Annotated in this window: 17 protein-coding genes, 1 tRNA gene and 1 pseudogene; 8 read left to right on the forward strand and 11 right to left on the reverse strand. The window is 65.7% G+C overall.

Translation table 11 applies throughout. From position 1 onward, the window contains the following. Positions 1 to 124 precede the first annotated feature (124 nt). From secA to LXE91_RS07675, 4 genes are all read left to right on the forward strand, one after another. Positions 125 to 2,923, forward strand: a complete 2,799-nt coding sequence (gene secA, locus LXE91_RS07660) for a preprotein translocase subunit SecA (RefSeq protein ID WP_039353134.1) — start codon at positions 125 to 127, stop codon at positions 2,921 to 2,923. A gap of 144 nt (positions 2,924 to 3,067) precedes the next feature. After that, positions 3,068 to 4,309 (forward strand): bifunctional glutamate N-acetyltransferase/amino-acid acetyltransferase ArgJ, encoded by a 1,242-nt coding sequence (gene argJ / locus LXE91_RS07665; protein WP_039353131.1) that lies wholly within the window; start codon positions 3,068 to 3,070, stop codon positions 4,307 to 4,309. Between the two features lie 19 nt (positions 4,310 to 4,328). Next, entirely contained in the window at positions 4,329 to 5,198 is an 870-nt protein-coding gene (locus LXE91_RS07670) for an ATP-binding protein (RefSeq protein ID WP_039353128.1), read from the forward strand. After that, entirely contained in the window at positions 5,195 to 5,638 is a 444-nt protein-coding gene (locus LXE91_RS07675; protein ID WP_039353126.1) for an NUDIX domain-containing protein, read from the forward strand. Before LXE91_RS07670 ends, LXE91_RS07675 begins: the two co-directional genes overlap by 4 nt. Positions 5,639 to 5,698: 60 nt before the next feature. Here the strand turns inward: LXE91_RS07675 and LXE91_RS07680 are convergent, their stop codons facing one another. The 9 genes and pseudogenes from LXE91_RS07680 to LXE91_RS07720 all read right to left on the reverse strand — a co-directional run bounded on the left by LXE91_RS07680 (position 5,699) and on the right by LXE91_RS07720 (position 13,577). After that, on the reverse strand, positions 5,699 to 5,899 hold the full coding sequence (locus tag LXE91_RS07680) for a DNA gyrase inhibitor YacG (RefSeq protein WP_039353122.1): 201 nt from the start codon (positions 5,897 to 5,899) through the stop codon (positions 5,699 to 5,701). 25 nt (positions 5,900 to 5,924) lie between these two features. Further along, on the reverse strand, positions 5,925 to 6,680 hold the full coding sequence (gene zapD, locus LXE91_RS07685; protein WP_039353119.1) for a cell division protein ZapD: 756 nt from the start codon (positions 6,678 to 6,680) through the stop codon (positions 5,925 to 5,927). A 109-nt stretch (positions 6,681 to 6,789) separates the two neighbouring features. Continuing rightward, positions 6,790 to 7,398, reverse strand: coding sequence for a dephospho-CoA kinase (coaE, locus tag LXE91_RS07690; protein ID WP_039353116.1), 609 nt, complete (start codon positions 7,396 to 7,398; stop codon positions 6,790 to 6,792). A gap of 1 nt (position 7,399) precedes the next feature. Further along, positions 7,400 to 8,311: a prepilin peptidase gene (locus tag LXE91_RS07695; protein ID WP_039353111.1), complete on the reverse strand. Its 912-nt coding sequence runs from the start codon at positions 8,309 to 8,311 to the stop codon at positions 7,400 to 7,402. A 44-nt stretch (positions 8,312 to 8,355) separates the two neighbouring features. Then, positions 8,356 to 9,568: pseudogene (locus LXE91_RS07700) on the reverse strand (type II secretion system F family protein). Beyond that, the gene (locus LXE91_RS07705; RefSeq protein ID WP_039353105.1) at positions 9,565 to 10,839 is read right to left on the reverse strand and encodes a GspE/PulE family protein; all 1,275 of its coding nucleotides are present in this window, start codon (positions 10,837 to 10,839) and stop codon (positions 9,565 to 9,567) included. Before LXE91_RS07705 ends, LXE91_RS07700 begins: the two are co-directional and overlap by 4 nt. An 83-nt stretch (positions 10,840 to 10,922) precedes the next feature. Then, entirely contained in the window at positions 10,923 to 12,215 is a 1,293-nt protein-coding gene (locus LXE91_RS07710; RefSeq protein WP_039353101.1) for an HlyC/CorC family transporter, read from the reverse strand. Positions 12,216 to 12,355: 140 nt separating this feature from the next. Further along, positions 12,356 to 12,432: transfer RNA gene (locus LXE91_RS07715), tRNA-Pro, on the reverse strand. 149 nt (positions 12,433 to 12,581) lie between these two features. Continuing rightward, positions 12,582 to 13,577, reverse strand: a complete 996-nt coding sequence (locus LXE91_RS07720) for a polyprenyl synthetase family protein (protein WP_011544516.1) — start codon at positions 13,575 to 13,577, stop codon at positions 12,582 to 12,584. Between the two features lie 210 nt (positions 13,578 to 13,787). Here LXE91_RS07720 and rplU point away from each other — a divergent pair, with 210 nt between their 5' ends. The 4 genes from rplU (at position 13,788) to proB (ending at position 16,897) form a co-directional block, all read left to right on the forward strand. Further along, a complete protein-coding gene (gene rplU, locus LXE91_RS07725) occupies positions 13,788 to 14,099 on the forward strand; it encodes a 50S ribosomal protein L21 (RefSeq protein ID WP_006025184.1) in 312 nt (103 codons plus the stop codon). A 24-nt stretch (positions 14,100 to 14,123) separates the two neighbouring features. Next, positions 14,124 to 14,387: a 50S ribosomal protein L27 gene (gene rpmA, locus LXE91_RS07730; protein WP_006476999.1), complete on the forward strand. Its 264-nt coding sequence runs from the start codon at positions 14,124 to 14,126 to the stop codon at positions 14,385 to 14,387. 188 nt (positions 14,388 to 14,575) lie between these two features. After that, on the forward strand, positions 14,576 to 15,688 hold the full coding sequence (gene obgE / locus LXE91_RS07735) for a GTPase ObgE (RefSeq protein ID WP_039353096.1): 1,113 nt from the start codon (positions 14,576 to 14,578) through the stop codon (positions 15,686 to 15,688). A gap of 90 nt (positions 15,689 to 15,778) precedes the next feature. Beyond that, positions 15,779 to 16,897 (forward strand): glutamate 5-kinase, encoded by a 1,119-nt coding sequence (gene proB / locus LXE91_RS07740; RefSeq protein WP_039353092.1) that lies wholly within the window; start codon positions 15,779 to 15,781, stop codon positions 16,895 to 16,897. A gap of 93 nt (positions 16,898 to 16,990) precedes the next feature. Here proB and LXE91_RS07745 read toward each other — a convergent pair whose 3' ends face one another. Beyond that, on the reverse strand, positions 16,991 to 17,599 hold the full coding sequence (locus tag LXE91_RS07745) for a CNP1-like family protein (protein ID WP_039353089.1): 609 nt from the start codon (positions 17,597 to 17,599) through the stop codon (positions 16,991 to 16,993). Positions 17,600 to 17,612: 13 nt separating this feature from the next. After that, positions 17,613 to 18,260 (reverse strand): RNA pyrophosphohydrolase, encoded by a 648-nt coding sequence (locus LXE91_RS07750; protein ID WP_039353086.1) that lies wholly within the window; start codon positions 18,258 to 18,260, stop codon positions 17,613 to 17,615. Between the last annotated feature and the right edge of the window lie 103 nt (positions 18,261 to 18,363).

Genomic DNA, 18,363 nt, shown 5'->3' on the forward strand with positions numbered 1-18,363 from the left:
GCATGCTTCCCCGCGTGCTAAAATTCCTCGTTTGATTCCACTAATTCGCTAAGCCGCCGGGGCTCGGGCGTCGGGGCGCGCAACACGCGCCGGGCGCCGGTGCTGCGACGCAGGATCCGATCCGATGACAACCGGTTTTCTCCAGAAAATTTTTGGCAGCCGCAACCAGCGGCTCGTCAAGCAATACCAAAAGACCGTCGCGACGATCAATGCGCTCGAAACGCAGATCGAGAAGCTGACGGACGACCAGTTGCGCGGCAAGACGGATGAGTTTCGCCAGCGGGTCGCGGCCGGCGAGTCGCTCGACAAGCTGCTGCCCGAGGCCTTCGCGGTCTGTCGCGAGGCCAGCCGTCGCGTGCTGAAGATGCGGCACTTCGACGTGCAGATGATCGGCGGCATGGTGCTTCACTACGGCAAGATCGCGGAAATGCGCACCGGCGAGGGCAAGACGCTCGTCGCGACGCTGCCCGTGTACCTGAACGCGCTGGCAGGCCGCGGCGTGCACGTGGTGACCGTCAACGATTACCTCGCGCAGCGTGACGCCGAATGGATGGCGCGCCTCTACAACTTCCTCGGTCTGTCGGTCGGCATCAATCTGTCCGGCATGGAGCACGACCAGAAGCAGCAGGCTTACGCGGCGGACATCACGTACGGCACGAACAACGAATTCGGCTTCGACTACCTGCGCGACAACATGGTCTACGAGACCGACGCGCGTGTGCAGCGGGCGCTGAATTTCGCGGTCGTCGACGAAGTGGACTCGATCCTGATCGACGAGGCGCGTACGCCGCTGATCATTTCGGGCCAGGCCGAGGATCACACCGAGCTGTACGTGCGGATGAACGCATTGCCGCCGCTGCTCGAGCGCCAGATCGGCGAAGAGAAGGCCGACGGCACGGGCGTCGAGAAGCCGGGCGACTACACGCTCGACGAGAAGGCGCGCCAGGTGTTCCTGACGGAATCGGGCCACGAGAAAGCCGAGCGCCTGCTCGCCGAATGGGGCCTGATCGGCGAGGGCGAGAGCCTGTATGCGCCGCAGAACATCACGCTGATGCACCACGTGTATGCGGCGCTGCGCGCGCACACGCTGTTCCACAAGGATCAGCACTACGTCGTGCAGAACGGCGAAGTGGTCATCGTCGACGAATTCACGGGCCGCCTGATGGCCGGCCGCCGCTGGTCCGACGGCCTGCACCAGGCGGTCGAGGCGAAGGAGCACGTGAAGATCCAGAGCGAGAACCAGACGCTCGCGTCGATCACGTTCCAGAACTACTTCCGGATGTACGCGAAGCTGGCCGGCATGACCGGTACCGCCGACACCGAAGCGTACGAATTCAACGAGATCTACGGCCTCGAGACGGTCGTGATCCCGACCAACCGCCCGCCGAAGCGGATCGACAAGCAGGACCAGATCTACAAGACGGCCAAGGAGCGCTACGACGCGGTGATCCGCGACATCCGCGACTGCTACGAGCGCGGCCAGCCGGTGCTGGTCGGCACGACGTCGATCGAGAACTCCGAACTGCTGTCGCACCTGCTGAAGCAGGCCGGGCTCCCGCACGAAGTGCTGAACGCAAAGCAGCACGAGCGTGAAGCGGCGATCGTCGCGGAAGCCGGCCGGCCGAAGCGCATCACGATCGCGACCAACATGGCCGGCCGCGGGACCGACATCGTGCTCGGCGGCAATGCGGAGAAGCAGGCGGCGTTCATCGAGGCCGACGATGCGATCCCGGCCGACGAAAAGGCGCGCCGCATCCAGAAGCTGCACGACGAGTGGGAAACGCTGCACGAGGAAGTGAAGGCCGCGGGCGGCCTGCACATCATCGGCACCGAGCGCCACGAATCGCGCCGGATCGACAACCAGCTGCGCGGCCGTGCGGGCCGACAGGGCGATCCGGGCTCGTCGCGCTTCTACCTGTCGCTCGACGATCCGCTGCTGCGCATTTTCGCGGGCGACCGCGTGCGCTCGATCATGGATCGCCTGAAGATGCCGGAAGGCGAGGCGATCGAGGCCGGCATCGTCACGCGCTCGATCGAGTCCGCGCAGCGCAAGGTCGAAGCGCGCAACTTCGACATCCGCAAGCAGCTGCTCGAATACGACGACGTGTCGAACGACCAGCGCAAGGTGATCTACCAGCAGCGTAACGAGCTGCTCGAAGCGCACGACATCACCGAGACGATCACCGCGATGCGTCACGGCGTGATCACCGAAGTTGTTCGCCAGTTCGTGCCGGAAGGCAGCATCGAAGAGCAGTGGGACGTGCCCGAGCTGGAAGAAGCGCTGCGCAACGACTGGCAGCTCGACCTCGCGATCCAGGAAATGGTGAACGAGTCCTCGTCGATCACGGCCGAGGAGATCCTCGACGCGGTGACGACGGCCGCCGACGAGCAGTACGAGGCGAAGGTCGCGCTGGTCGGCCGCGAATCGTTCAGCGCGTTCGAGCGCTCGGTGATGCTGCAGACGGTCGACCGCCTGTGGCGCGAGCACCTCGCGGCGCTCGACCACCTGCGCCAGGGCATCCACCTGCGCGGTTATGCGCAGAAGAATCCGAAGCAGGAATACAAGCGCGAAGCGTTCGAACTGTTCGCCGCGATGCTCGAGGCGATCAAGCAGGAAGTCACGCGCGTCGTGATGAACGTGCAGATCCAGTCGCCGGAACAGCTCGAGCAGGCCGCCGAGCAGATCGAGGAGCGTGGCGGTCACCTCGAGAACGTCGAGTACCAGCACGCCGATTACGCGGAAGCCGGTGCGCCGGTGGCCAACGTCGCGGCTGCCGCGGCGGCCACGGCAACCGCCGACATGGTCGGCAGCGCGATGACGCATAGCGGCCCCGGCGGCGAAATGCCGAAGGTCGGCCGCAACGACCCGTGCCCGTGCGGCAGCGGCAAGAAGTACAAGCAATGTCACGGGAAGCTGTCATGATCGACGGCGGCGCGCATCATGCGTGCCGCTTCGTTCGCAGCTTCGCGTGAGTGATGTGAGTTGCGGCGGCCCGCGCGTGCGGCCGCTGGTTCTTCCAATCGATGCCGGCGCATGCCGGCATTTTCCATCCGGCAGGTGTGCCCCATGGCTGTCAATTTTCCGTCGATCGATCCCGCCCAACTGCATCCTGTCGCCGGCGTCACGCTCGGCTGGGCGGAAGCGAACATCCGCAAGCCGAATCGCAAGGACGTGCTGGTCATCTCCGTCGACGAAGGCGCGACGGTCGCGGGCGTGTTCACCGAAAACCGTTTCTGCGCAGCGCCGGTCACCGTCTGCCGCGAGCACCTGGCGAAGGTGCGCGCAGGCGGCGCGGGCATTCGCGCGCTCGTCGTGAATACGGGCAATGCGAACGCGGGCACCGGCGAGCCGGGCCTCGTGAACGCACGCGAAACCTGCACGGAACTCGCGCGCCTCGCGGGCATCGAGCCGGCGCAGGTGCTGCCGTTCTCGACCGGCGTGATCCTCGAGCCGCTGCCGATCGATCGCCTGAAGGCCGGCCTGCCGGCCGCGCTCGCGAATCGCACGGCCGCGAACTGGTTCGACGCCGCGCAGGCGATCATGACGACGGACACGCTGCCGAAGGCCACGTCGCGCCAGGTGACGATCGACGGCCATACGGTCACGCTGACGGGCATCAGCAAGGGCGCGGGCATGATCAAGCCGAACATGGCGACGATGCTCGGCTTCCTCGCGTTCGACGCGAACGTCGCGCAGCCGGTGCTCGACACGCTCGTGAAGGAAGTAGCCGACCGCTCGTTCAACTGCATCACGATCGACGGCGATACGTCGACGAACGACTCGTTCATCCTGATCGCGTCGGGCAAGAGCACGCTGCCGGCGATCACGTCGACCGATTCGCCGGCCTATGCGGCGCTGCGCGATGCGGTGACGGAAGTCGCACAGGTGCTGTCGCAACTGATCGTGCGCGATGGCGAAGGCGCGACGAAATTCATGACGGTGCAGGTCGAAGGCGGCAAGAGTGTCGCGGAATGCCGCCAGATCGCTTACGCGATCGGCCATTCGCCGCTCGTGAAGACGGCCTTCTACGCATCCGACCCCAACCTCGGCCGGATTCTCGCGGCGATCGGCTATGCAGGCGTCGCGGATCTGGACGTCGACAAGATCGACCTTTATCTCGACGACGTGCTCGTCGCGAAGGCGGGCGGCCGCAACCCGGCTTACCAGGAAGAAGACGGCCAGCGCGTGATGAAGCAGAGCGAAATCACGATCCGCGTGCTGCTCGGCCGCGGCGACGCGCAGGCCACCATCTGGACGTGCGACCTGTCGCACGACTACGTGAGCATCAACGCGGATTACCGCTCCTGACCGGGAGCGTTCGAACGACATGGACAAGCTTGAACAGTTTCTGACGCGTGCCGAGGCGCTGCTCGGCCGTCTCGAGGGGATGCTGCCGCCCGCGCCGGCAGCGGTCGACTGGAATGCGGCTCACGCGTTCCGCTGGCGCAAGCGCCAGGGGCGCGGCTATCTGCAGCCGGTGCCCGCCGTGTCGTCGATCACGCTCGACGATCTGCACAACATCGATCGCCAGAAAGGGCTGATCGAACAGAACACGCGGCAGTTCGTGCAGCAGAAGCCGGCCAACAACGTGCTGCTGACCGGCGCGCGCGGTACCGGCAAATCGTCGCTGATCAAGGCGTGCCTGAACGCGTATGCGAACGACGGCCTGCGCCTGATCGAAGTGGACAAGGACGACCTGCACGATCTCGGCGACATCGTCGACCTGATCTCGCAGCGTCCCGAGCGCTTCATCGTGTTCTGCGACGACCTGTCGTTCGAGGAAGGCGAGTCGGGCTACAAGGCGCTGAAGGTCGCGCTCGACGGCTCGATCGCCGCGCAGTCGGACAACGTGCTGATCTACGCGACGTCGAACCGCCGCCATCTGCTGCCCGAGTACATGAGCGACAACGAGTCGTACAAGCATCTTCCGGATGGCGAGATTCACCCCGGCGAAGTCGTCGAGGAAAAGATCTCGCTGTCGGAGCGCTTCGGCCTGTGGGTCAGCTTCTATCCGTTCAAGCAGGACGACTACCTCGACATCGTCGGGCACTGGCTGCGTCATTTCGGCTGTCCGGATACGGAGATCGAATCCGCACGCGGCGACGCGCTCGTGTGGGCGCTCGAGCGCGGTTCGCGCTCGGGGCGCGTCGCATGGCAGTTTGCGCGTGACTGGTCGGGCCGCAAGGAGCAGGCATGAGCGCGGATCTCGCACAAGGCGCGGTACGCGCGCCCGACGGCCGCAAGGTGACGGAAGTCGCGGTCGGCGTGATGGTGCAGCCGGACGGAAGCTACCTGCTCGCGCAGCGCCTGCAAGGCAAGCCGTACGAAGGCTACTGGGAGTTTCCGGGCGGCAAGCTGGAGGCGGGCGAAAGCGTCGAGGACGCGCTTGCGCGCGAACTGCACGAGGAGCTCGGCATCGAAGTCACCGCCAGCCACCGCTGGCACACGCTCGAGCACGATTATCCGCATGCATACGTGCGGCTGTATTTCTGCAAGGTGACGGGCTGGACGGGCGAGCCGCACAGCAAGGAAGGGCAGGCGTTCGTGTGGCAGCAACTGCCGGTCGCCGTCGCGCCGCTGTTGCCGGCTGCGCTGCCGGTGCTGGAATTGCTCGAGAAGGAAGCCGCGTCGAACTGACGCCATGATGGCCTGCCGGAAAGGCGGGCCATATCACTAGCGGGCGGTGCTGCGCGCCGCTCAGCTGTCGCGGCGGCTGTCCGTGCCGTCTTCTTCCGACGAGGGGCCCTCGTCGGAAGATCCGCCGATCCGGTACTTTTCCGCGGCCCATGCGCCGAGGTCGAGCTGCTTGCAGCGGGCCGAGCAGAACGGGCGGAACTGATTTTCGGGCGTCCAGCGCACTTCGGCGCCGCACGACGGGCATTTCACAACGGTAGTCATACGAAAGCGATCCGGCCCGCGGCCGTTACAGATTGCACAGTGTCAGATGGAACGGCACGTCGATGTCCACCGCGCGCGGCCGCACATCGCCGTCCTGCATGGTGAACCGTACCCACAGCATGTATTTGTTCGCGCTCGCTTCCGGAATGACGCGCAACTCCGGCGGCACGCGCACCTGCATCAACTGGTAGGTGCGGCCGGACAGCATCTGCTGGTAGCTGCCCTGCATCGCCATGACCTTCGAAGCCTGGCCCGATTCGCGCGCGAGCCGCAGCACGATCGTCACCGCGTCGCGCAGCGGCAGCATCGGCAGGATCCACTTCGCGATGTCCTGGCGCCGCTGCTCGGCGGGCCACTGCTGCCATGCGTAGTACGACGGCAGGTCGAACTTGCACGTGCCGCCGGGAATCACCGCACGGCTGCGGATGCTGGCGAGCCACTCGTTGTCGACGAGGTGCTGCCCGGTCTTGCCCTGCATCTGCGCGAGATTGGCGAGTGTCTGCTCGATTTCGCCGAGCACGGCTTCGAGCGCGTTCTGCTCGATGCCCGGATTGCCGCGAAAGGGGGCGAGCGTCTGGCGCTGACGTTCGAGCTCCTTCATCAGATCCGATTTCAGGTCCGCGCGGCCCGTTACCTCGGCGATTTCGAACAGCGTCGTCAGCGCGACGTGGTGTTCACGCGGGTCCTCCTGAGCCAAAAAGAACGCGAAGCGCTCGAAGAGATCTTCGAGGCGCAACAGCGTGCGAATTCGCTCGTTGAACGGATACTCGTAAAGAATCAAGCGCGCTCGCCTCTTGGGTAGGGATTGAAACAATGCAGGACATTCTAATGCTCACTCTCTACCCTAGCAACGCGCCAATTTCGTACACCATCACGATCGGGCGCGAGGTTCAGCGCGCGGCGGCCGCAAACCCGAGATAGCGTTGGTGCAGTGCATCGACCTGTGCGGCGAGCGCGTCGGGTGTCGTCGCGTCGTTGACGATCACGTCGTCGGCCGCCGCGAGGCGGGCCTCGCGTGTTGCCTGTTTCGCGATGATCGCTTCGACCTGCTCACGCGTGAAGCCGTTGCGCCGCATCACGCGTGCGATCTGTGTTTCGACCGGGCAATCGACGACGAGCACGCGATCGCAGCGCGCCTTCCAGTTGCCTGACTCGACGAGCAGCGGCACGACGAATATCACGTACGGGCCTTGCGCTTCGCGTGCTTCGCGATCGGTCTCCGCGCGGATCAGCGGATGCGTGATCGCCTCGAGGCGCCGGAGCGCGGCGTCGTCGCTGAAGATCAGTGCGCGCATCTTCGCACGGTCGAGCGAGCCGTCGGCGGCAACGAAGCTGCGACCGAATGCCTGTTCGATCGCGGGCATCGCGAGACCGCGTGGTGCGGTGATGCGATGGGCGATCAGATCGGTATCGACCAGGGACGCGCCGCGGGCGCCGAACAGGTCGGCGACGGTCGTCTTGCCGCTGCCGATGCCGCCGGTGAGTCCAATTGCGAACATGTCAGCCTCCGAGCGCCGAATAGAACGGGGTGCCGAAAAACAGCGTCGCGACGCCGCCTGCCGCGAGGAACGGGCCGAACGGAATCGGCTCCTCGAAGCGCATGCGGCCGCGCCAGGTTGCAATGAGCCCGACGATCGCGCCCGTCACCGCGGCGAACAGCACGACCTGCGGCAATGCGGCCCAGCCCATCCATGCGCCGAGCGCGGCGAGCAGCTTCAGATCGCCGAAACCGATGCCCTCGATGCCGCGCAGCCATTTGAACAGCCAGTAGATTGACCACAGGAACAGGTAGCCGGCCACGGCCCCGATCACTGCCGAGCGCAGCGACGTGAACGTGCCGCCGAGGTTCAGCACGAGCCCGGCCCAGAGGAGCGGCAGCGTCATCGAGTCGGGCAGGTAGCCCGTCCGAATGTCGATCGCGCTCATCGCGAGCAGCGCGGCGCACAGGGCGAACGCGGCAAGCGCGGCGACGGTCGGGCCGAATGCCGCGAGTGAGCCGGCGGCGAGCAGCGCGCACGCGAGCTCGACGAGCGGATATACGATGCCGATCGCGTGGCCGCAGCGCCGGCAGCGCCCGCGCAGCATCAGAAAGCTGACGAGCGGGATGTTTTCCCATGCGCTCAGCACGTGGCCGCAATGCGGGCAGGCGCTGCGCGGGCGCCACAAATCGTAGCGCGGCGGGTAGCCGTCGTCGGGCGGGGCGCTCGTGTTGCCGGTCGCTTCATCGATCTCGGCCTGCCACGCACGCTGCATCATCACGGGCAGCCGGTGGACGACCACGTTCAGGAAGCTGCCGATGCAAAGGCCGACGACGACCGCGAACGCATACTGCAGCGCGGGCGGCAGCATTGCCAGCGCGAGCAGCGCGCTCTCGGGCGAATCGGTAACGGAGTACAGGGGCGCTGGCGTCATGAGCTCAAGGTTCGGACTAAAAGGCGACAGAATCGGTTGCGATGCTACACCACGTTGCCGAGCTGAAGGATGGGCAGGTACATCGCGATCACGAGGCCGCCGACGAGTGCGCCCAGTACGATCACGATCAACGGTTCGCCGAGCGCGGCGAGGGCATCGAGACGCGCGTCGAGCTGGCGTTCGCACAGCGCGGCGATGTCGGCAAGCATCGTGTCGAGCGTACCGGTTTCCTCGGCGACGGCGATCGGCTGCACGACGTCGTCCGGAAAGCAGCCGGCCGACTGCATCGCGTCCGCGAGGCGTGCGCCGCGCAGCACGCGGGCCGCGATGTGCGCAGTGGCATGCTCGAACACCGGATGGCCGGCGGTGCGCTCGAGCGTGGCAAAGGCGTCGGCGAGCGGCACGCCGGCGCCGAGCAGCGTCGCAAGCGAGCGGCACCAGCGTGCGGCCGCGTACCGGCTGAGCGCGTGACCCGCGAGCGGCGCATGTAACAGGCGCCGCGCGACGGCGTGGCGCAGCGGTGCCGACCGCCGCAGCGCGTGATGCGCTGCCAGCCCGACTGCCGCCGTACCGGCAGCGAGCCCGCCGCCCCATGCCGACAGCGCGGAGGACAGTGCGAGCAGCGCGCGGGTCGGCGCCGGTAGTGCGGCGCCGAATCCGTCGAAGATCTGCCGGAACGTCGGTACCACCCACACCATCAATGCGACCGAGATCGCGAGCCCGAACAGGATGACGGCCGCCGGGTACGCGAGTGCGGCCCGCAGCTTGCGCCACTGCGCGTCGGTGCGCTCGCGGTGTTCCGCGACCCGCGTCAGCACGATGCCGAGCGAGCCTGACGCTTCGCCGACCTCGATCAGCTGGCGATACAGCGTGCCGAACTGGGATGGATAGCGTGCGAGCGCATCGGCGAAGCGCCGGCCGCCGACGATTTCGCGGGCGAGACCCGCTGCGATGCGCGGCAGGCCATCGTGTGGCCGCGTGCGCGCGAGCATCTCGAGCGACGGCGCGAGCGGCAACCCGGCCTGCAGCAGGCTCGCGAGCTGGCGCGTGAAGCGCGTGACGTCTCGCGCGCTGGCCGTTGGCGGCCGGGCCGGCCCGCGAACGTCGAGCGACAGTACGGCGATGCCGTCGCGTGCGAAGCGCGGCGCGTGCGCTCGCGGCGTCGAATGCGATAACGGTCCCGCGGCGCAACGTGCCGTCGCGACGGCGGCCGCGCCACGCGAGGCGGGTTTCGCGCGGCGGCGTGCGCATGCTCATGCGGCAGGAGTCGCGGTGAGGGCTTCCGCGATGCTCGTCGTGCCGTCACGGACGCGTGCGAGCGCCGCGTCGCGCAGATTGCGCACGCCTTCGGCCGCCACGCATTGCGCGAGTTCGCCAACACTCGCCCGTGCGACGATGCGTTCCGCCAGCCCGGACGATACCGGCATCGTCTGGTGCAGGCCGATACGGCCGCGATAGCCGATGCCGTGACAGGCCGGACAACCTCGCGCGACGAACGGCCGCCATCCGGTTGCGAGGGCAGCCGGGTCGCAGCCGGCCTCGCGCAGGACGGGCACAGGCGCGTCCGAATGCACGCGGCAGGCGGTGCACAACCGCCGGACGAGGCGTTGCGCGGTGACGAGGTGCAGTGCGGCCGCGAGGTTGTACGGCGCGACACCGATGTCGAGCAGCCGCGCGACGGCGGCCGGTGCGTCGTTCGTGTGCAGCGTCGACAGCACGAGATGGCCGGTCTGCGCGGCCTTGATCGCGACGTCGGCCGTCTCCGCATCGCGAATCTCGCCGACCATGATGATGTCCGGATCCTGCCGCAGGAGCGCACGCAGTGCAGTCGCGAACGTGAGCCCGGCCTTTTCGGCGACACCGACCTGGCTGATGCCGTCGAGCTGGATTTCGGCGGGATCCTCGACCGTGCAGACGTTGTGCGCGTCGCGATCGAGCATCTGTAGCGCGCAGTAGAGCGACAGCGTCTTGCCGCTGCCGGTCGGACCCGTGACGAGTACGAGGCCATGCGGTGCGCGTATCGCGGCCTCCATCGCGGCTGCTTGCTGCGCGTCGAAGCCGAGGCGGGCGAGCGTGAGGTCCGGTGGCATGGTTTCCAGCCGCCGCAGCACCAGCTTCTCACCGAACAACGTCGGTAGCGAGCTGACACGGTAGTCGCCGCGCGTACCGCCGTCGATCACGATGCGAAGCCTGCCGTCCTGCGGGAGCCGCCGCTCGGCGATGTCCATGCGCGCAAGCACCTTGATCCGTGTGACGAGCGCGTCGCGCAGATGAAGGGGCGGCCGCGCATGTTCGTGCAGCACGCCGTCGATGCGCAGGCGGATGCGCCAGCCGGCTTCGAATGGTTCGACGTGGATGTCGGATGCGTCGCGTACGCGAGCCGCGTGAAGCGTATCCGTCAGCAGCCGCACGGCCGGCGCATCGTCGAGCTGAGCCGCGTCGAGCGCGCGTGGTGCGGCGGCGGGCGACGCATCGGAGTGGGCGGGCGGCTGCATGCGCAGCGGCGCCCCGGGAGGAGGGAAATGCATGTGAGCCGGCACGCTGGCCGCCTGTTGACCGTGACCAGCAGATGGTCGCGCGTCGCGGGCGGCGCCGGCAGTCGGCCGTTCGGCTAGCGCCTGGTGGCGCGCGCGGTGCGCGAGCCGCGCGGCTTGAAGAGCTTGACGGTGCGCACGGCCTGATCGTCGCTGCGCATCACCTCGAGCATCACGTCACCGATTTTCAGGCACACGTCGTCTTCCGGAATTTCCTCGAGGATTTCGAGCACCAGGCCGTTCAGCGTCTTCGGCCCGTCGGTAGGCAGCTTCAGGTGCAGCCAGCGATTCAGTTCGCGCAGCGGCATGCTTGCCGAGACGATGCATTCGCCGTTCTCGTCCCAGCCGCCCGCGCGTTCGCTGCGCGGCATCGACGTCGTGAATTCGCCGATCAGCTCCTCGATGATGTCTTCGGGTGTGACGAGCCCTTCGAGCTCGCCGTACTCGTTGACGACGAGCGCGGTCCGCTGCCGCGTTTCCTGGAAAAACTGGAGCTGCTGCACCACCGGCGTGCCGGACGGCACGTAGTACGGTTCGGCGAGCAGCGTGCGCAGCGTCTCGCGGTCGAACTCCTGGTTGTGCAGCGCGGTCAGCGTCTTGCGGACGTGCAGCACGCCGAGCACCTTGTCGATGTCGCCTTCGTAGACGACAAGCCGGTTGTGATAGCAGGTCTCGAGCTGGTGCACGACGTCGTCGAGCGGCGCGTAGAAGTTGAGCGATTCGATCTGGCGGCGCGGCACCATCACGTCGTCGACCGTGATGTTCTCCAGGTCGAACAGGTTGAGCAGGATGCTGCGGTGCTTGGTCGGCATGAAACTGCTCGACTCGAGCACGATGGCGCGCAGCTCGTCAGCCGACATTCGCTGGTCGCGACCCTTCTTCGTGTTGATGCGCAGCACCCACAGCACGCCGTTCGCGAGTGCGTTGACGAACCAGACGACGGGCTTGAACACGCGCATCAGCGGCGCGATCACGAGGCTCGCGGGCAGCGCGATGCGTTCGGGGAACGTCGCGCCGACGATTTTCGGCGCGATTTCGGCGAACACGATGATCAGGAAAGCGACGATGCCGGTCGCGATCGACAGCGCGACGTTGTTGCGGCCGAACGTATGCAGCGCGAGCGACGTCGTCAGGACCGGGATGATCGTGTTGAACAGGTTGTTGCCGATCAGGATCACGCTGAGCAGCAGGTCAGTGCGCGTGAGCAGCCCTTGCGTGGTTTTCGCGCCGAGTGCGCCCTGGCTGGCGAGATGCTTCAGCCGATGGCGGTTGAGCGCCATCATCGCGGTCTCGGAAATCGAAAAGAAGCTGGAACAGAGGAGAAGCAGGAAGACGGCGCCGAATTGCGCCCATAAGGGAATTTGGTCCACGCGTTGGAAGGGCAGTGAAGGACTGGGATGGAAGGAATATAGCAGAGGCTGGCGACCGCGATGTGTCGTGCGCGACACAAGGGGTCTGCGGCGGCCGGGCAAAAAAAAACCGTGCACGAAGTGCACGGTTTTTTCAAATCTGGTCGGGGTGAGAGGATTCGAACCTCCGGCCTCTACGTCCCGAACGTAGCGCTCTACCAGGCTAAGCTACACCCCGATTTTTGCTCTTCGGACTTCGCCGTCTTCGTTAAGAATCGCTGCGTCGTCACAAGCAAGAACGTAACTATAACGATGTTTTTTCTAAAAGGGAATACTTTGATGAAGAAAATTTTCGAGACAAGGTATCGCTTCGCGTTCGCGGCGTGTTTACGACTGCCGCGACGTCGAGTATGAGCACAACCCGAGCAGGCTTTCCTTGTAGATCGAATCGGGGAACGCGGCAATCGCAGCGGCTGCCGCCTGCGCTTCCTGGCGTGCGCATTCGAGCGTGTGATCGAGCGCACCCGAACGCGTGATCGCTTCGAAAATCGTGTCGAAGCGATCGGTGCCGCCCTGTTCGATCGCCTCGCGTGCGAGCGCCGACTGTTCGGGCGTGCCGCGTTCGATCAGATAGATGAGCGGCAGCGTCGGCTTGCCTTCGCGCAGGTCGTCGCCGGCATTCTTGCCCATTGCCTCGGCCGTGCCCGCATAGTCGAGCCAGTCGTCCATGATCTGGAACGCGGTGCCGATCCGGCGGCCGTATTCGGCGGCGGCGGCCTCGGTCGGCGCATCGGCGCCCGCGAGCACCGCGCCCAGGCGTGCCGACGCCTCGAACAGCTTGGCCGTCTTGTAGCGGATCACCTGCATGTAGCGCGTTTCGTCGACGTCCGCGTCGTGCATGTTGAGGAGCTGCAGCACCTCGCCTTCCGAAATGATCGTCGTCGCTTCGGACAGGATCTCCATCACGCGCATCTTGCCGACGCCGACCATCATCTCGAACGAGCGCGAGTAGAGGTAGTCGCCTACCAGCACGCTCGCCGCGTTGCCGAACAGCGCATTGGCGGTCTGGCGGCCGCGGCGCAGCTCGGATTCGTCGACGACGTCGTCATGCAGCAGCGTGGCCGTGTGGATGAACTCGACGACGGCGGCCAGCACGTGCCGCTGGTGCGACGTCTCGCCGAGCGCGCCGGCGACGAGCAGCAGCAATGCCGGACGCAGCCGCTTGCCGCCCGCGCCGATGATGTACTCGGCGATCTGGTTGATCAGCAGCACATCGGACGCGAGGCTTTGCCGGATAACGCGATTCACCTGCTCCATGTCGCTGGTGATCGGAGCGAGCAGGTGGGCGGCGCTGAGGGTGGGGGAGGCGGTGGACGACGACATGATGATGGAATTGGGTGATGCGGCGGATTATAAGTCGAATCCGCGATATGCCGGTCTGTCAGACGTACCAGCGGCGCGATTTTGGCCGTCCGGCAGAGGCCCGCGCGCGGCAATCGTCGATCGGCTTTGACTTGGGTGCTAAGCCCATGTATAATCACGTGTTTTCCGCGCGTGGTGTGCGGAAAAATTGGATCCAGAGTGAGGTTCTCAATGTACGCGGTCATAAAAACCGGCGGCAAGCAGTACAAGGTTGCCGTTGGCGAAAAACTCAAAGTAGAACAGATACCGGCTGACATTGACGCTGAAATCACGCTCGACCAGGTTCTCGCAGTGGGCGAAGGCGAATCGATTAAGTTCGGTACGCCGCTGGTCAGTGGGGCTTCCGTCAAGGCCACCGTTGTGTCGCACGGTCGTCATGCCAAGGTCACCATCTTCAAGATGCGTCGCCGGAAGCACTACCAAAAGCACGGCGGCCACCGCCAGAACTACACTGAGCTGCGCATCGACGCGATCAACGCGTAAGCGCCTCGGTAAAGGAGCAATCAGATGGCACACAAAAAGGCAGGCGGCTCTTCCCGGAACGGCCGCGACTCCGAGTCGAAACGTCTCGGCGTGAAAGTGTACGGCGGCCAGGCAATCAATGCCGGCGGCATCATCGTGCGTCAGCGCGGTACGCGCATGCACGCAGGCGAGAACGTCGGCATGGGCAAGGATCACACCTTGTTCGCGCTGGTCGACGGTCACGTCAAGTTCGCGACGAAGGGCGCGGACAAGAAGCATCTGGTCATCGTTGTCCCGGCGGCTGCCTAAGTTCAGGCACCCACGGGCTTCGTAGCCGAAAGGCCCCGCAGTCTTCGCGGGGCCTTTTTTTATTTGGTCGCCGGGCGCGTGTGCGTTCGGGCGGCCATCGCGCAACCGGCGTACGATCGGCCGAACGGCAGATTGTTCAAGCGCGCCGGCGCGCGGCACAATAGCGGAAATACTGGGCGGAGTGACGAATGAAGTTCATTGACGAAGCACGAATCGAAGTCATCGCCGGCGACGGAGGCGATGGCAGTGCGTCGATGCGCCGCGAGAAATTCGTCCCGTTCGGCGGGCCGGACGGCGGCGACGGCGGCCGGGGCGGTAGCGTATACGCGATTGCCGACCGCAACATCAACACGCTGATCGACTACCGTTACGCGAAGAAGCACCTGGCGCGCAACGGCGAAAACGGGCGCGGATCGGATTGCTACGGCAAGGGCGGTGACGACGTCACGCTGCGCATGCCGGTCGGCACGATCATCAGCGACATGGATACCGGCGAGCTGATCGCCGACCTGACCGAGCACGACCAGCAGGTGATGCTTGCCCAGGGCGGCGCCGGCGGGCTCGGCAACCTGCATTTCAAGTCGAGCACGAACCGTGCGCCGCGCCAGAAGACGGACGGCAAGCCCGGCGAGCGCCGCATGCTGAAGCTCGAGCTGAAGGTGCTCGCCGACGTCGGCCTGCTCGGCATGCCGAACGCAGGCAAGTCGACGTTCATCTCGTCGGTGTCGAACGCGCGGCCGAAGATTGCCGACTACCCGTTCACGACGCTTGCGCCGAATCTCGGCGTGGTGCGCGTCGGTCCGAGCAAGAGCTTCGTGATCGCCGACATCCCGGGGCTGATCGAGGGCGCCGCCGAAGGCGCGGGCCTCGGCCATCAGTTCCTGCGTCACCTGCAGCGCACCGGCGTGCTGCTGCATCTGGTCGATCTCGCGCCGTTCGACGAAAGCGTCGATCCGGTGGCGGAAGCGACGGCGATCGTCGGCGAGCTGCGCAAGTACGACGAGGCGCTCTACGAGAAGCCGCGCTGGCTCGTGCTCAACAAGCTCGACATGGTGCCGGAGGACGAACGCAAGGCACGGGTCGAGGATTTCCTCGAGCGCTTCGAGTGGGACGGCCCCGTGTTCGAGATCTCGGCACTGACGGGCCAGGGTTGTGAAGCGCTGTGCTACGCGATCTACGACTACCTCTCCGAGCATTCGGACGCGCATCGCGCCGCGGAGGCGGAAGATCTCGCGGCAGACGTGCGTTTCCGCGATGCGCCGCCCGCCAAGGGCGACGCAGCGCCGGGCGACGACGCCTGAGCGATTCCGGAACGCGCCGGGCATGCCGCCCGGCGCCGGCGTTCAATCGCGCCCGGTCGGAAAGGCAGCAGATACAGGAGACAGTGCAGGATGCGTTCGATCATCGCGGATTCGAAGCGATTGGTGGTGAAGGTGGGCTCCAGCCTCGTGACCAACGACGGCAAGGGGCTCGATCATGCGGCAATCGGCCGTTGGGCGGCTCAGATCGCCGCACTGCGCGCCCAGGGCAAGGAAGTCGTGCTCGTCAGTTCGGGCGCGATTGCCGAAGGGATGCAGCGGCTCGGCTGGAGCAAGCGACCGCGGGAAATCGATGAGTTGCAGGCTGCAGCCGCAGTCGGCCAGATGGGGCTCGCGCAGGTCTATGAAAGCCGCTTCACCGAGCACGACATCCGCACCGCGCAGATCCTGCTGACGCATGCCGACCTGGCGGACCGCGAGCGTTACCTGAATGCGCGTTCGACGATGCTGACGCTGTTGCGACTTGGCGTCGTGCCGATCATCAACGAGAACGACACGGTCGTCACCGACGAAATCAAGTTCGGCGACAACGACACGCTCGGCGCGCTCGTTGCAAACCTGATCGAAGGCGATGCCCTGATCATCCTGACCGACCAGTCGGGGCTGTTCACGGCCGATCCGCGCAAGGACCCGAACGCGACGCTCGTTGCGGAAGCCAACGCAGGCGCGCCGGAACTCGAGGCGATGGCCGGCGGCGCGGGCTCGAGCCTCGGCCGTGGCGGGATGTTGACGAAGATCCTCGCGGCGAAACGCGCCGCGCACAGCGGCGCGAACACCGTGATCGCGAGCGGCCGGGAGGCCGACGTGCTCGTGCGCCTGGCGGCCGGTGAGGCGATCGGCACGCAACTGATCGCACGTACCGCGCGGATGGCGGCGCGCAAGCAGTGGATGGCCGACCATCTTCAGGTGCGCGGCCATGTCGTGATCGATGCGGGCGCGGTCGAGAAGCTGACGGCCGGCGGCAAGAGCCTGCTCCCGATCGGCGTGATCGACGTGCAGGGCGCGTTCGCGCGCGGCGAAGTCATCGCATGTGTCGGCCCCGACGGGCGCGAAGTGGCGCGCGGGCTCACGAACTACAGCAGTGCGGAGACGAAGCTGATTCACCGCAAGCCGAGTGGTGAGATCGAATCCGTGCTCGGTTACATGCTGGAGCCGGAATTGATCCATCGCGACAACCTGGTGCTGGTGTGACCATTCGAGCCGGTTCCGGCCGTCAAACGAAAAAGCCCGCGTGATGCGGGCTTTTTCATGCGACGAACGGGGCGCGGCGGGCGCCGCGCGCCGTCAGCGCAACTGGCTCATCGCGGTGCGGTGAAACCGGATGTTCTCCAGGATCTGCGCGGTCGAGCCCTGCGGCATCTTGTTCGCGCAGAAGTAGTCCTGATAGAGCGCCGAATGGTAGGCATTCAGCTCGCCGTTCTCGATGCGCCGCCAGTCGTTCTCGACGGTGCGGTCCCAGCCGTCGTGTTCCGAATTCAGGCCGGCATACTGGCGCCATTCGTAGGTGTCGCAGCGGATGCCTTCGTAGTTCACGTTGCGCGCGCCGGCCGGGCTCGTGATGACGACCGCGTAGCGCACGACGCCATCGGTGCCGACCGCGAGCGACTTCGCGTCGACGAAGAACTTGAGCGGCGTGTTCTGCGATACGTTGAACGGCAGGAGGTCGCCCGTCTGCGGCAGCGGCGGCAGCGAGTCGACCGTGTTTTCCTTCCACGTGCCCTGGCGGTCCAGCAGATACACGAACTCGCTGTCATCCTTGTTGGTGGGTGTCTTCGAATTCGCGCAACCTGCCAGCGTGGCGACCGCGGCAATCGATGCGAGCGCGAGAGCAATCGCTTTCAATATGCATTCCTCGTAAAAAAAGGGCGCGACACCAAGGTCGCGCCCGGTCATGCAGTTCGATTCGTCATTTGCCGACGATCACGTGGGGCGGCATCTCGTCGAGCGTGCCCGCTTCCACTTCGATCTCCGAACAGACTACCGATGTGTCGACAATCGTCAGCGTCTGCTGGGCCTCCACGCCAATGACGCGCGGATAGCGCGACAGACGCGGCCCACGCGGCTTCTCGGCTCGCTGCGCCGGGCGGCGCAGGAAGCGCGACAGTTCCGTCAGCGCCAACTGATAGACATCCCGCTTGAACTCGATCACCGCATCGAGCGGCACCCAGTACTCGTTCCAGCGCCACGCATCGAACTCCGGGTGGTCGGTCGCGCGCAAGCAAATGTCGCAATCGCGTCCAACCATCCGCAGCAGGAACCAGATCTGCTTCTGGCCGCGGTAATGACCGCGTACTTCGCGTTTAATGAACTTGTCAGGCACCTCATAACGCAACCAGTCGCGTGTGCGGCCGATTATCTTGACGTGTTCCGGATGCAGGCCCGTTTCCTCGTGCAGTTCCCGGTACATCGCCTGCATGGGGGTCTCGCCGTACTTGATCCCACCTTGAGGAAACTGCCAGGAATGCTCGCGGAGCCGCTTGCCCCAAAACACCTCGTTGCGCGCGTTCAAGAGGATGATGCCGACGTTCGGGCGAAAGCCTTCACGATCCAGCATACAACCACCTTCGAATCCTTTAAAATTGCTTTGATTATAAACAGATAACGGGCGCTGCGCACCGTGACGGAGCGAATCCGCGCGGGGCACACCGGCTGAATTG

Source organism: Burkholderia contaminans (genome assembly GCF_029633825.1).
In the GTDB taxonomy this organism is placed as follows: domain Bacteria; phylum Pseudomonadota; class Gammaproteobacteria; order Burkholderiales; family Burkholderiaceae; genus Burkholderia; species Burkholderia contaminans.

Bases quoted from the DNA above. Each gene is read 5' to 3' on its own strand.
- secA (WP_039353134.1), top strand. From the start codon at position 125: ATGACAACCGGTTTTCTCCAGAAAATTTTTGGCAGCCGCAACCAGCGG.
- argJ (WP_039353131.1), top strand. From the start codon at position 3,068: ATGGCTGTCAATTTTCCGTCGATCGATCCCGCCCAACTGCATCCTGTC.
- LXE91_RS07670 (WP_039353128.1), top strand. From the start codon at position 4,329: ATGGACAAGCTTGAACAGTTTCTGACGCGTGCCGAGGCGCTGCTCGGC.
- LXE91_RS07675 (WP_039353126.1), top strand. From the start codon at position 5,195: ATGAGCGCGGATCTCGCACAAGGCGCGGTACGCGCGCCCGACGGCCGC.
- LXE91_RS07680 (WP_039353122.1), bottom strand. From the start codon at position 5,899: ATGACTACCGTTGTGAAATGCCCGTCGTGCGGCGCCGAAGTGCGCTGG.
- coaE (WP_039353116.1), bottom strand. From the start codon at position 7,398: ATGTTCGCAATTGGACTCACCGGCGGCATCGGCAGCGGCAAGACGACC.
- LXE91_RS07695 (WP_039353111.1), bottom strand. From the start codon at position 8,311: ATGACGCCAGCGCCCCTGTACTCCGTTACCGATTCGCCCGAGAGCGCG.
- LXE91_RS07705 (WP_039353105.1), bottom strand. From the start codon at position 10,839: ATGCATTTCCCTCCTCCCGGGGCGCCGCTGCGCATGCAGCCGCCCGCC.
- LXE91_RS07720 (WP_011544516.1), bottom strand. From the start codon at position 13,577: ATGTCGTCGTCCACCGCCTCCCCCACCCTCAGCGCCGCCCACCTGCTC.
- rplU (WP_006025184.1), top strand. From the start codon at position 13,788: ATGTACGCGGTCATAAAAACCGGCGGCAAGCAGTACAAGGTTGCCGTT.
- rpmA (WP_006476999.1), top strand. From the start codon at position 14,124: ATGGCACACAAAAAGGCAGGCGGCTCTTCCCGGAACGGCCGCGACTCC.
- obgE (WP_039353096.1), top strand. From the start codon at position 14,576: ATGAAGTTCATTGACGAAGCACGAATCGAAGTCATCGCCGGCGACGGA.
- proB (WP_039353092.1), top strand. From the start codon at position 15,779: ATGCGTTCGATCATCGCGGATTCGAAGCGATTGGTGGTGAAGGTGGGC.
- LXE91_RS07745 (WP_039353089.1), bottom strand. From the start codon at position 17,599: ATGACCGGGCGCGACCTTGGTGTCGCGCCCTTTTTTTACGAGGAATGC.
- LXE91_RS07750 (WP_039353086.1), bottom strand. From the start codon at position 18,260: ATGCTGGATCGTGAAGGCTTTCGCCCGAACGTCGGCATCATCCTCTTG.